This window comes from Lysinibacillus sp. FJAT-14745 (genome assembly GCF_001275675.1).
GTDB lineage: Bacteria > Bacillota > Bacilli > Bacillales_A > Planococcaceae > Lysinibacillus.
The window spans coordinates 292,729-306,617 of record NZ_LITM01000005.1 but is presented as its reverse complement, the minus strand read 5'-3'; the positions used below and the strand labels follow the sequence as shown (position 1 = coordinate 306,617).

The window sequence follows — 13,889 nt, the reverse complement described above, 5'->3', positions numbered from 1 at the left end:
CGTACTCTCAACTCTAGCGGATACAGATGTTTTTTTGTATTCTTTTTTAGCAAGAACAGATTTTGGTGTTGAGCCTTAAAACTTTTAGAATATATTACCTTTGTTTTTGCATATATTATTTAAAAAGGTGATTATTTTTTTGGAATGAATATAATCAAGAGGTACGTAAATGATTAGGTAAAAAGAAATAAAATAATTGCTTTTTCAGTATATCAATATTGTTGTAAATTTTTTAATACTTTAAACGAGAAAACTATTTGTTAATAATAAATATGAATAGATTCAATATATTTAAATGAGAGTTAATAATTATTATCTGTTATATAAATATAATCAAGGTAATTAAATGCTATTTTTTAATAAAGTAAGTATAAGTATTTATTATATTTAAATAATAAAAATAACAGAGCATAGTTAGATGTTTGAAAAAAGGACAAACAATTAAGTAAAGAAAAAATAAAGTTTATAAAATTATTTTGTAAAGATGTACAGGGTTAATTTATCGTATCTTCGTAATATTTAGAAAAATTACTTGATTTAATGTATTAATTCTAGATAAAATAATAGCACAGTTAATTTTCAGATAATTCAATCGTTATTTTTAGTTGTCTGAAAAAGTAAAAAATATATGAAAGATGTTTACAAATATTAATGGAGGTGTAAATAAACTTTTCAATAATATAATTCTGAAATAAATTTAAAAGATCAGCATAATCATTTTTCAGAATATTGAATCTAGGAGGGGGAGATTGTTTGAATACAGCAAATGACCTATTAACAATTAGAAATCTAACTACAAGTTTCCGCATTAAAGAAACTTACCACGCTGCTGTAGAGGATGTCTCACTTTCGCTTAAAAAGAATGAAGTATTAGCAATCGTTGGGGAATCGGGTTGTGGTAAAAGTACATTAGCAACTACCATTGTAGGTCTGTACAATCCAGTAAATACAAAAGTTAAAGGTGAAATCTTTTATAATAACCAAAATTTAACGAGCCTGAATGACGAACAATTTAATAGTTTGCGTGGCAATGATATTGGTTTTATTTTTCAGGATCCCCTTTCAGCCCTTAATCCATTAATGCGGATTGGAGAACAAATTGCAGAGGGGCTAATGTATCATACAAAACTCTCAAAGCAACAGCGTGGGGAGAGAGTATTAGAATTATTGAATCAGGTAGGCATCGCTAAACCAGAGCGTGTAGCAAGACAATTCCCTCATCAATTGTCTGGAGGGATGAGGCAGCGTGTCATGATTGCCATTGCATTGTCTTGTAAACCATCAATTTTAATTGCCGATGAACCAACAACAGCTTTAGATGTAACGATCCAAGCTCAAATACTTGATTTACTAAAAGCACTACAGTCAGAAACAGAAACAGGTATTATCTTAATAACGCATGATTTAGGCGTTGTGGCAGAAATGGCTGATCGAGTTGCAGTAATGTATGCAGGTGAAGTAGTAGAAGAAGCACCTGTTCAAGAATTATTTACGAATGCTAAACATCCTTACACTCGTTCGTTATTGAATTCTATTCCACAAACACATAGTGAAAATGAAAGACTTGAAGTTATTCAAGGTATGGTGCCATCGCTAGTGAATTTACCTCGTGAAGGTTGCCGCTTTTCAGCACGAATACCGTGGATTGATGCATCTGCACATGAAAAAACCCCACAATTACATGAAATTGCACCAGGGCATTTTGTTAGATGTACCTGCTGGAAACGCTTTCGATTTGAAGGTGGAGAAGGAGGCGGGACTGTATGAGCTTTATGCAAATTAGTGATTTAAATGTTCATTACCCAATTCGAGGGGGCTTTTTTAATACAGTAGTCGATAAGGTATATGCTGTTGATGGCGTCACAATGGAATTCGAAAAAGGGAAAACATACGGTTTAGTAGGAGAATCAGGTTCTGGAAAATCGACAACAGGGAAGGCTATAATAGGTCTGGAAAAAATCACCTCAGGTCAAATTTTTTATGAAGGTGAGAATGTTACAAACAAGCGTAGAAATCGTAATTCAGCTTATAACAAAGATATTCAAATGATTTTCCAAGATTCTCATTCGAGTATGAATCCTAGAAAACGTGTATTAGACATTTTAGCGGAGCCTATTCGAAATTTTATGAAGCTTAGTGATCAAGAGGAACGTAAGCGCATTAAAGAGTTACTCGCGATAGTAGGTATGTCTGAAGATGTATTGTTAAAGTATCCACATGAATTTTCAGGTGGTCAAAAGCAACGTCTTGGAATCGCCCGTGCGGTTGCTTGTAATCCGAAAATGATTATTGCTGATGAACCTGTATCTGCACTAGATTTATCTGTACAAGCTCAAGTGCTGAATTTTATGAAAGACATTCAGAGTGAATTTGGACTTAGTTATTTATTTATTTCGCATGACCTAGGTGTCGTGAAGCATATGTGTGATCACATAGCTATCATGTACAAAGGACGTTTTGTGGAAACAGGCACTCGAAATGATATATACACGAGTCCTCAACATATTTATACAAAGCGCCTGTTATCAGCTATTCCAAATATTGAGCCAGAAACACGTTTAGAGCGTAAAGTAATACGTCAAAATGTCGAGGCCAATTATCAACAGGAACAGCATAAATACTATGATGAGCAGGGCAAAGTATACCCATTAAAATCTATTTCGGACACGCATAAAGTGGCGATGTCTGACATTGAACAGGAGGGTATATAAAATGTGGAAAACAATTGTTAGACGTGTGTTACTGATGATTCCTCAGATGTTTGTATTAAGTCTTTTTATCTTCATATTGGCAAAACAAATGCCAGGAGATCCATTTACAGGGCTTATTACACCAGAGACATCCCCGGCAAGGCTTGAGGAACTTCGTATACAAGCAGGTTTCTATGACCCTTGGTATGTTCAGTATTACCACTGGATTACAAACGCTTTTCAAGGTGACTTTGGACGAAGCTATACATATAAAATTGCAGTGTCCACACTTATTGGTGAGCGCGGATTAAATACATTCTGGCTTTCATTACTCAGTGCAATCTTTATCTATTTGATTGCGATTCCATTAGGGGTGTTGGCAGGTCGTTATCAAGAATCATTTTTAGATAAATCAATCACACTGTATAGTTTTATCAGTTATGCCATACCAACTTTCGTATTATCACTCATTTTCGTATTTATATTTGGCTATAAACTCATGTGGTTCCCAACAAGTGGAACCGTTGATGTAGGACTTGAACCAGGGACAATGGCATATTACTGGAATAAAATCTACCATTTACTACTCCCTGCTTTAACGTATGCTATTTTAGGTACAACAGCCACTATTCAATATTTACGCTCGGAAATAATAGATGCAAAAACACAGGATTATGTGAAAACAGCTCGAAGCAAAGGGATTCCAATGCGAAAAGTCTACACTAGACATATTTTCCGTAATTCCTTATTACCAATCGCAGCCTTTTTAGGGTTTACAATAACAGGTTTATTAGCGGGCTCTATTTTCATTGAAACAATTTATGGTTTCCCAGGAATGGGTCAGTTGTTTATCAATTCGATCATGAGTCGAGATTATAGTGTTATTACGGCACTAGTAATGCTTTATGGCTTCTTAACATTATTAGGTAGTCTACTGTCTGATATTATAATGAGCATTGTTGATCCACGTATCCGCATAGACTAACCGACTACAATAATGTTTAAGGAGAGGTGAATTCAAATGGAACAACAAAATAACGAAATGGTCAAATTTGAAAACTCTCCACCGACTGGGATGCAAGTCGTTTTACGAGAGTTTAAAAAAGATAAATTGGCGATAATTTCCTTTTTGGGGATAACTTTTTTAATCATTGGATTTTTAGTCGCCGCCATGTTTTTAAATCAAGAAGAAATTTTAAAAATTAAACTGTTAGAGCGCTACACTGAACCTGGCGTAAATGGTTATAAACTTGGAACAGATGAAGCAGGCCGTGATATGCTAGGGCAGCTAGTAATAGGGGCGAAAAACTCTATTTTAATAGCATTTGCAATTACAATCATTACTAGTATTGCAGGGATAGGTCTTGGTATTGTCATGGGTTATTACGGTGGATTTATTGATAATTTGTTTATGCGAATTACTGAATTCTTTATGACATTACCTAATCTAATGGTGATCATTGTTTTCGTCACTATCATTCCAAAATACGGTATTTTTGAATTAATTTTGATCATCAGTTTATTTCAATGGATGAGCACCGCCCGTTTAGTCCGAAGTAAAGCACTATCGGAGGGGCGGAGGGATTATGTAAGTGCTTCTAAAACAATGGGGACAAGTGATTTCGCTATTATGTTTAAAGGCATTTTACCAAATCTAAGTTCTATTTTAATCGTTGAACTAACGTTGAACTTTGCTGGTAATGTTGGAATCGAAACAGGATTGTCCTTCTTAGGCTTTGGTTTGCCGCCATCGACTCCAAGTTTAGGAACTCTTGTAAACTATGCGAGAAATCCAATCGTTTTATCAGAAAAATGGTGGGTATGGTTGCCCGCATCAATATTAATTTTAATCTTGATGCTTGGTATAAATTACGTCGGTCAAGCACTTCGTCGTGCAGCTGACGCAAAACAAAGAATTGGATAAAAGGGAGGATGTACGATGAAAAAAAATTGGTTATTACTATCCGTTATTTTTGCAGTGATGTTTGTATTGGCAGCCTGCAATAACGATGGTAAAGAAGCAGCTAAAACTGGAGATGGCAACAAAGAGAAATCGACACAAACAGAACCTAATAAAGAAGATACAGCTAAGTTTCCAATGGAAGTAAAAAATGAAGGTGACGCTATTAAAGGTGGTACGTTAAAGGTAGCGCTTGTAACAGACACACCTTTTAAAGGGGTTTTCATCCCGGAATTATCTGATGATGCCTACGATAGTACAATCTTGGATTACGCAAAAAATGAAATTTTTGAATTAGATGGGGATTTCCAAGTAAAAGATACAGGTATTGCAAAATTAGAAGTTGATAAAGACAATAAAAAGGCGAAGATTACCATTCAAGGCGACGTTAAGTGGTCTGATGGTCAACCTTTGACAGCTGATGACTTAATTTATCCATACGAAATTATTGGTCATCCTGATTACGACGGTGTACGCTATGATGACGACTTCGAAAATATTGTTGGTGCAAAAGAATATCATGATGGAAAAGAAAAAACGATTTCTGGTATTAAAAAAATCGATGACAAATCAATTGAAATTACGTTCAAGAAAGTATCACCAGCTATTTATTCAGTTGGGGATGGGTTATGGGGTTATGCAGCACCAAAGCATCAGCTAGAGTCAATCCCTGTTAAAGATGCCCTAATTGCTTCAGATGCAGTTCGTAAAAATCCTGTAACACTTGGCGCATTTAAAATTGATAAAGTTGTAAATGGAGAGTCTGTTCAGCTTGTAGCAAATGAACATTATTTTAAAGGCAAGCCAAAGTTAGATAAAGTGGTAATCGAAGTTGTTCCTTCAACTTCAATCGGTGAAGCTTTGAAAACTGGGAAATATGATCTTGCAGAACATTACCCAACAAATCAATTTGACAGCATCAAGGATTTATCAAATATTTCAATTGTAAGCCGACCAGAGTTGTCATACTCATATATCGGGTTTAAAGTAGGGAAATACGATAAAGCAAATCGCAAAAATATTTTTGATGCGAAGTCAAAAATGAATGATGAGAGTTTACGTCAAGCGGTTGGTTATGCGATGGATATTGAATCTGTTACAGAAAAATTCTATCAAGGTCTACGTGTAAGAGCAAACTCATTAATTCCACCAGTATTTGCATCTTACTATGATGGTACGTTAGAGGGCTATCACTATGATCCTGAAAAAGCTAAAGAATTACTTGAGAAAGCTGGATATAAAGATGTAGATGGTGACGGAATTCGTGAAGATAAAGACGGGAAAAAATTCACGCTTCGTTTAGCAGCAATGTCTGGTTCAGACACAGATGAAGCGATTGCTGAATACTATCGCCAAAACTGGAAAGAAGTTGGGCTAAATGTTGAATTGACTACTGGTCGTTTAATCGAATTCAACAGCTTCTATGATAAAGTAAAAGCTGATGATCCAGAAATTGATATGTTTATGGCTGCATGGAAAACAGGTACGAACCCATCTCCAGCAGGTTTATATGGTGAGGGTGCAGAATTTAACTTTAGTCGTTTCGTTTCTGCTGATTTAACAAAAATGTTAGAAGACATTGATTCTGAAAAATCAATGGATCCGGATCACCGTGCAAAAGCATTCCGTACATGGCAAGAATATATGAGCAAAACAGCAACGACAATGCCAATGTACTTCCGTACAGAGCTTTTCCCAGTCAACAAACGTGTGAAAAATTTCAATGTTGATTATGCAAATGAAACAAAATCAGCACTTCAAACTATTGAATTAACAGCAGATGCTCCAGTAAAATAAGCTAATCACTGAAAAAACAGTCTTTCTTTAACATAGAAAGACTGTTTTTCATCACTGAATAGTTATCAATTTAGTTTAATAATAAAAAAAACACCCGTTGGAAAATCTCCAAGGGGTGAAATTATAAGGGAACGCACAGCATATACACATCTATAAGGTGCCAGTCTCGAACCACAAAGATAGAAGAAGTGGGATTATGGTTTTATAACACATGGCTTTGGACTATGACATGGACCTGGATATGCAGCAGCAGGTGCTGCACTGAAACTAATTAAAAATACAGTGAGACATAAAGTAGAAATGATAAGCTTAATACTCTTTTTCATATTTAATCTCTCCTTTATATTTAATAATTACATTATAGTATATAAACGGTAAAATAGGAATGCGTTTTATTGAAAAATCTGAAAAATGTAATATTTCTGAATAGAAAAGGCGTGAAAAGAACAACGGAAACTGGTTCATAATAGAGTTAGAAGATATATGTCCAAGCTTTTTAGTAGGCTAAAAGCTTAATAAAATACTACTATTTGACGTTTGTTTTTGAGTATTGGAGCAACAAAAAAACTCCCATCACAGCGTATATACTGCAGACGGGAGTTATTGTTTTAGCGATTAGCAACCCAAGTTTTCACAAGATCTGCAGTACCATAAACGTAATGCTGATCGCCAACTTCGTGGTATGTTGCGCTATCGTCAACTTCTGTATGTTTGTACGGAATACGTTGACGGCGTTTTTCTGACATTGGGTCAGGAAGTGGAATTGCTGATAATAATGATTTTGTATACGGATGAACAGGGTGATTGTAAATATCATCTGCTTTACCGATTTCCATGATTTTACCACGGTACATAACAGCGATACGGTCACTGATATACTTAACCATTGATAAGTCATGGGCAATGAAAAGATATGTTAAGCCACGTTCTTTTTGCAGTTCTTTTAATAAGTTAACAACTTGCGCTTGAATCGAAACGTCAAGTGCAGAAATAGGTTCATCGGCGATAATAAACTTTGGATCTAAGCTTAGCGCACGAGCAATTCCAATACGTTGACGTTGACCGCCAGAGAATTCGTGTGCATAACGGTTTGCGTGCTCTTTATTTAAGCCAACAGCATCTAACAGTTGATTAACTTTTTCACGACGCTCTTTTTTATCTTTGTAAAGACCGTGAATCGTAAAGCCTTCACTAATGATTTCTCCAGCTGTCATACGCGGGTTTAATGATGCATATGGATCTTGGAAAATCATTTGCATTTGACGATTAAATTTCTTTAAATCAGTATTAGATTTTTTCCCATGGACGTTCTCACCATCGAAAATAATTTCACCATCTGTAATGTCGTACAGGCGAATTATGGAACGACCAGTTGTTGATTTACCACAGCCTGATTCTCCTACAAGGCCGAGTGTTTCACCTTCGTATACATCGAAGCTAATACCGTCGACAGCTTTAATAGGGTTACTTGGTGAACCGAAATGCTGCTTTAAATTTTTAATTTCAAGAATTTTTTTTGCGCCCGATTTAGTCATTTGATTGTGCCTCCTTTGCTAAATACCCTTCAATACGTTTAGCAACCGCATCTGGAAGCGGAATTTTTGGTGCGTCAGGATGCATCAACCAAGTTTTGGCAAAGTGTGTTTCACTTACTTGGAACATAGGTGGCTCTTGCTCATAGTCAATAGCCATAGCAAATTCATTACGAGCGGCAAACGCATCGCCCTTTGGAGGGTTGGTAAGATCTGGTGGTGAACCAGGAATCGTGCGTAATAGCTCATCAGTATCGTTATCTAAGTCTGGCATTGAACCAAGAAGACCCCATGTATAAGGATGCTTAGGATTATAGAAAATATCATTAACAGTACCATATTCAACGATTTGACCTGCATACATAACTGCAACACGGTCGGCAACGTTTGCAACGACACCTAAATCGTGGGTAATGAAAATGATCGATGTTTTCGAATTTTTTTGGATTTCTTTCATTAGCTCTAAAATTTGCGCTTGAATGGTAACGTCTAATGCTGTTGTTGGTTCATCGGCAATTAGCAGCTTAGGGTCAGCTGCAAGTGCGATAGCAATAACAACACGTTGACGCATACCGCCTGAAAATTCATGCGGGTATTGGTTATAACGTTTTTCAGGGAAGGGGATACCTACCTGCGTTAAAAGTTCGATTGCTCGTTTTTTAGCATCAGCTTTTGTTACTTTTTTATGTTGTAAAATAACTTCAGTTATTTGACGTCCGACCTTCATAGTCGGGTTTAAGCTTGTCATTGGATCTTGGAAAATCATTGCAATTTCATTTCCGCGTACTTTTGACATTTCTTTATCGCTTAAAGGCACTAAATCGCGACCGTTAAATAAAATTTGTCCTGACTCATAAATACCAGGTGGCTGTGGAATTAGTTTCATTAATGCGTTACTCGTTACACTCTTACCAGAACCTGATTCACCAACGATTGCTAGTGTTTCACCTTCTTTTAAGTCAAAGTTTACACCACGAACGGCATGAACAAGACCTGCATACGTTTTAAAGTTTATTTTTAAATCTTTTACTTCTAAAATTGTTTTACTCATTTTCGGCCACCTCCTTATTTACGTAGTTTTGGATCTAATGCATCACGTAAGCCGTCACCAACTGCGTTAAACGCAAAGATTGTTAGTGAAATGAACATTGCAGGGAATATTAAACGCCAAGGAGCATTGGCAATCGCGCCATTTCCTTCAGAAGCCATTGTTCCCCAAGAGGCTTGTGGAGCAGGAACCCCAAGTCCTAGATAACTAAGGAAAGACTCTGTAAAAATAGCAGATGGCACTGTAAATGTCATTGATACTAAAATCGCACCAAGTGCATTTGGCACTAAATGTTTTAAAATTAAATGTCCTGTTCTTGCGCCCAAAGTACGCGCCGCTAAAACATACTCTTGATTTTTAATAGATAATACTTCACCACGTACAATACGGGCCATATTGATCCAACCTGTAATGGATAATGCGATAATCATTGGTATAATACCTTGTTCTAATACTACTAAAAGTACGATTACAACTAAAAGGTAAGGAACAGCTGTTAAAACATCGGCAATACGCATCATAATATTGTCAACACGACCACCTGCTAAACCAGAAATACTGCCCCATAATACGCCAATGAGCAAGTCAATAATGGCAGCAGCAAACCCGATGAATAAAGAAATACGAGCGCCGGCCCAGACACGAACGAAAATATCACGACCTAAATCATCTGTACCAAACCAAAATTCTGATGATGGTGGGGCATTAAAAGCACCTAATTGATCACTATAGTGGTATTGTGAAAACATCGGCACAAATGTAGCCATTAAAACAATAATTATTAAAGTGATTACACCGAAAATCGCCATTTTATTATGGGAAAAACGAAGAAATACTTCCTTCCAAAAGGAGACAGATTTATCTGCTAATTTTTCAGTGGCTTCGTGATTTCCGCCAACAATTTTAAACTTATCTTTTTCGATTTGTTGCTGTGTCATTACTTTTTCGCTCCTTTCAGTCTAATTCGCGGATCGATCACGCTGTATAAAATATCTACGATGAATACCGCAAATAAAAGAATGATTGCGTAGAACACGGTTGTCCCCATTATAACTGTGTAATCACGGTTCGTAATACTTTGCACGAAGTGTTTACCTAATCCAGGAACGGCAAAAATTGACTCTACAATGAAGCTACCTGTAACAACAGCAGCTGTTAATGGACCTAAATAAGTAACGACTGGTAAAAGGGCGTTACGTAAAGTATGGCGGAAGACGATTGTCCATTTTCCTATACCTTTTGCACGAGCCATCTTTACATATTCACTATTATTTTGTTCAAGCATACTTGAACGTATCAGTTTAGCAATAAAGCCCATATGCGTTAATGCAATAGCTAAGGCTGGCAACATACTATAACTAAAACCTTTCCATCCACTAATCGGGAATAACTGAAGTTTATATGCAAGGAAATACTGCATGAGTCCAGCTAATATAAAGGATGGAACGGAAATTCCAAACACCGCAAAGGTCGTTGCCAAATAATCTGGCCACCTATTATGATAAAGCGCAGCAATTACGCCGATTAATACACCAAATCCAATCGATAGCAGCATCGCTTCAATTCCTAAAGTTAAAGATACAGGGAAGCCTTCTGCAATCATATCATTAGTAGAACGCGCTTTATATTTCATAGATTCACCGAAATTAAAAGTGGCCGCATCGATTAAATAATCTTTGTACTGAATATACCAAGGGTTATTTAATCCATACGTTTCGTTTAACTTTGCCTCTATTTGAGGAGGGAAATTACGTTCAGATGCAAATGGGTTACCAGGAGCAAGACGCAATAGGAAAAACGTAGCCGTTACGATGACGAAAAGCGCGAGAAGTATATACATCAGCCTTTTCAAAATATATTTAATCACATAAAACTCCTCCTTCTATTTGTCAATTATCTGACAAATAAGTGCCTTCGTATTTTAAAAAGAGCTGACTCGTGCCACAATGGTCACGAGGCAGCTCTCCGCTTAGAGCCTAAAAGAAATTGTTAACAAATCATTTTATCTTTACATATTTAAGGTGAATATCACCTGTTGGATTTGGATCTAAGTTTGTAATACCGTCTTTAACTACTGACAAGTTAGTGTAGTAGTAAATAGGTGCAACTGGTAATTCTTTCATAATAACTGCTTCTGCTTGTTTTAAATCATCAAGACGTTTAGCTTCATCTACCTCAGCAGCTGCTTTGTCCAAGAATCCTTTGTATTGAGCATTTTCCCATCCTGTTTGGTTGTTACCGTTTTTAGCAGTATTAAACGGTTCAAGGAATGTATATGCATCTAGATAGTCAGCTACCCAGCCCATACGGCCTACTTGATAGTCACCAGTTTTTATTTTTTCTAAATAAACTTGCCATTCAGAATTATCTAATTTAGATGAAATACCAAGTTTTTTGCTCCATTCTTCTTGAATGTATTGAGCGATTGCTGCATGTGCTTCAGAAGTGTTAAATGAAATGTTAACTGTGATATCTTTAGGATCTTTAATACCAAGTTCTTTCATACCAGCTTCAAGAGCAGCTTTTGCTCCTTCAACATCGTTATCTTTGATGTAACCACGGTCTTCTTCAAATTTAGGAACTGCTACCGGAATCATACCTGTAGCTGGTTTTTGCTCACCTTTAGTTACGTTGTCAATTAATTTTTGACGATCGATTGCTAGAGTAAGAGCTTTACGGATATTTGCATTAGACATGATTTTGTCTTTTGTATTGAATTTATACCAATAAATACTTGCTTGGTCTTTGATTCTTAAAGAACCATCTTTTTTGAATTCATCAATTGCATTAAGATCTACTGTTTGGAATGGAGCACCGATATAGTCAAGTGAGCCAGATTTAAAGTTAGTAGCAACAGTTGTTTCTTTATCAATCATAGCAATATTTACAGTATTAACATCAACATTTGATGCATCCCAATAATCTTCATTTTTTGTAAGAACGATAGAATCGCTATGTTTCCAATCGCTTAATTTATAAGGACCATTTGTAACGTAATCTTTACCAGCGTCTGCGTACCATTGTTTATTAGCTTCAGTTACTTTTTGGTTAACTGGTAAATAAGTTTTAAATCCTGTTAATTCTAGGAAATACGGAGTTGGGTTTTCTAAAGTTACGACTAAAGTTTTGTCATCTTCAGCTTTGATACCAACAGCATCAGCAGCACCTTTTCCTTCGTTGTATGCTTGAGCCCCTTTAATTGGGTAGAAAATAGAAGCATACGAAGAAAGGTTTTCTGGATTTAATGCCCATTTCCAAGCATATTCGAAGTCACCTGCTACAACTGTATCACCATTTGACCATTTTGCATCACGTAAATGGAAAGTATAAGTCTTTTTATCATCACTTATATCCCATTTCTCAGCCATACCTGGAGTAGGCTTACCATCAGCGTCTGAAACAGTTAGACCCTCAAAAATGTTTATTAAGATTGCACTAGATGTAGTATCTTCTGCAAGTCCTGGGTGTAAAGATGGTGGTTCTGAAGTTATTGCTAAGTTAAGTTCTTTAGCTTTTGAACCAGAATCCTTTTTGCCGTCTGAAGATGAAGAATTATCAGACTTATCACCGCCGAAGCCACATGCAGCTAATACTAATGAAAAGACTGCAAGGACAGTTAGTAATAAAAACTTTTTGTTTTTATTCATGTGAATCCCCCTTATACAATTTTTAAGCCTTTTGTGAAGCTCTTATTTAATATACCAAAAAAATCATTTGCACAAAATAAAAAAGATTCAAATTTATATAGTATTATCTGACATTTAAGAGGATAATAATTTTTTTCTATTCATCACATTAAAGAATGAAAGCACTTTCATAGTATTTTTTTGATATTTATTCGTTCTAAATATCAAAAATAAAATAAAAATAAAAAAATGACTTATTATACCGAAAATTCATATTCTTTAGATAATATTATTGTTATTTTAAAAATGAGTCTAAAGTCATGTGCGTGATGCTATTAGATATTTGTATAGATTTGTAGAAAATCATTGTAAAACTGAGTAATTTAGATTCGTGGTCAGGTATTTTTTTGTAATTTATAATCTCAAAGAATGAATGTTTTTATCTATTAATGATATATAAGAAACTTATTTTGTATTTATTTAAGATTAACTAGTATAAGAGATGAAAATGAAGAATTAGAGTGAAATGTGCTTCCTTTAAAGAATAAATGCACGGTATTTTAGTAAAATATGTTTTTTTGAAATAATTTGCACACTACTTAAATATACAGCAATGTATAAAAAACAATGTATTGAATCAATTATATGCATGAAGGATTGGGTATATATCAACTGGAAAAAATATACCTGTTTCTAGGTGTTTCTATAATGCTGTTTTTTGGAGGAATCCATTTGTCTCACTTAGGAGGAAAGCTTCTACATAAAGTTACTAAAATATTGTGTAAGTAGAACTTAATGAGTAGAAAATTACTTAACCTCTTTACGTGGTTTATTTTACCATATAACAATTGTTAAATGGTAGTCTTCCTAAAAATAAACAGTAAGTAGCAGCTAACGGTAGTTATAGGTGAACGTTTCGGTGAGTGACGAGTTATCCATAGGACCTCATGGGGGATAAGTTTGATTATTTTTCTTCAAGGTAAGCCTCACTATGTAAAAGACGAGAGGTTTCGACGTCCTCGCAAAATACTGAATGTCGGAGTTTTACGATTAAATCGTAATACAACTTTATGCATTTCAAGAGTTTGTTTACAGTCTGAGAAGTTGAGATATAAGTATATTTTTAAAGTACAATTAAAAAGTTTTACATCAGAAAAGCGCGAGAAATCAACGGTTCTAAAAATTGATTTCTCACGCTTTTAAAGGTTTTGTTCAGTTATGTCCCATCGTCAATCT

The 13,889-nt window shown here is 35.4% G+C and carries 11 protein-coding genes; 5 read left to right on the top strand and 6 right to left on the bottom strand.

The features are described from left to right. Positions 1 to 753: 753 nt before the first annotated feature. Genes AMS59_RS08795 through AMS59_RS08775 form a run of 5 tightly spaced genes read left to right on the top strand, consistent with a single transcriptional unit; the run spans position 754 to position 6,447 of the window. Positions 754 to 1,767: an ABC transporter ATP-binding protein gene (locus AMS59_RS08795; protein WP_053483362.1), complete on the top strand. Its 1,014-nt coding sequence runs from the start codon at positions 754 to 756 to the stop codon at positions 1,765 to 1,767. Beyond that, positions 1,764 to 2,711: an ATP-binding cassette domain-containing protein gene (locus AMS59_RS08790; protein ID WP_053483361.1), complete on the top strand. Its 948-nt coding sequence runs from the start codon at positions 1,764 to 1,766 to the stop codon at positions 2,709 to 2,711. The genes AMS59_RS08795 and AMS59_RS08790 overlap by 4 nt, the downstream gene beginning before the upstream one ends. A 1-nt stretch (position 2,712) precedes the next feature. Then, positions 2,713 to 3,675: an oligopeptide ABC transporter permease gene (gene opp4B / locus AMS59_RS08785; protein WP_053483360.1), complete on the top strand. Its 963-nt coding sequence runs from the start codon at positions 2,713 to 2,715 to the stop codon at positions 3,673 to 3,675. A 36-nt stretch (positions 3,676 to 3,711) separates the two neighbouring features. Then, positions 3,712 to 4,614, top strand: a complete 903-nt coding sequence (locus AMS59_RS08780) for an ABC transporter permease (RefSeq protein WP_053483359.1) — start codon at positions 3,712 to 3,714, stop codon at positions 4,612 to 4,614. Positions 4,615 to 4,629: 15 nt separating this feature from the next. Then, positions 4,630 to 6,447, top strand: coding sequence for an oligopeptide ABC transporter substrate-binding protein (locus tag AMS59_RS08775; protein ID WP_053483358.1), 1,818 nt, complete (start codon positions 4,630 to 4,632; stop codon positions 6,445 to 6,447). Positions 6,448 to 6,641: 194 nt separating this feature from the next. Here the strand turns inward: AMS59_RS08775 and AMS59_RS26635 are convergent, their stop codons facing one another. The 6 genes from AMS59_RS26635 to AMS59_RS08750 all read right to left on the bottom strand — a co-directional run bounded on the left by AMS59_RS26635 (position 6,642) and on the right by AMS59_RS08750 (position 12,674). Next, complete coding sequence (locus AMS59_RS26635; RefSeq protein WP_255350002.1) at positions 6,642 to 6,773, bottom strand: hypothetical protein; 132 nt, start codon at positions 6,771 to 6,773, stop codon at positions 6,642 to 6,644. 282 nt (positions 6,774 to 7,055) lie between these two features. Further along, a complete protein-coding gene (locus tag AMS59_RS08770) occupies positions 7,056 to 7,982 on the bottom strand; it encodes an ABC transporter ATP-binding protein (protein ID WP_053483357.1) in 927 nt (308 codons plus the stop codon). Further along, a complete protein-coding gene (locus tag AMS59_RS08765) occupies positions 7,975 to 9,030 on the bottom strand; it encodes an ABC transporter ATP-binding protein (RefSeq protein ID WP_053483356.1) in 1,056 nt (351 codons plus the stop codon). Before AMS59_RS08765 ends, AMS59_RS08770 begins: the two co-directional genes overlap by 8 nt. 14 nt (positions 9,031 to 9,044) lie before the next feature. Then, positions 9,045 to 9,965, bottom strand: a complete 921-nt coding sequence (locus AMS59_RS08760; protein ID WP_053483355.1) for an ABC transporter permease — start codon at positions 9,963 to 9,965, stop codon at positions 9,045 to 9,047. Continuing rightward, on the bottom strand, positions 9,965 to 10,894 hold the full coding sequence (locus AMS59_RS08755; RefSeq protein WP_053483354.1) for an ABC transporter permease: 930 nt from the start codon (positions 10,892 to 10,894) through the stop codon (positions 9,965 to 9,967). The genes AMS59_RS08760 and AMS59_RS08755 overlap by 1 nt, the downstream gene beginning before the upstream one ends. A gap of 130 nt (positions 10,895 to 11,024) precedes the next feature. After that, positions 11,025 to 12,674: a peptide ABC transporter substrate-binding protein gene (locus AMS59_RS08750; protein ID WP_053483353.1), complete on the bottom strand. Its 1,650-nt coding sequence runs from the start codon at positions 12,672 to 12,674 to the stop codon at positions 11,025 to 11,027. Positions 12,675 to 13,889: the final 1,215 nt, after the last annotated feature.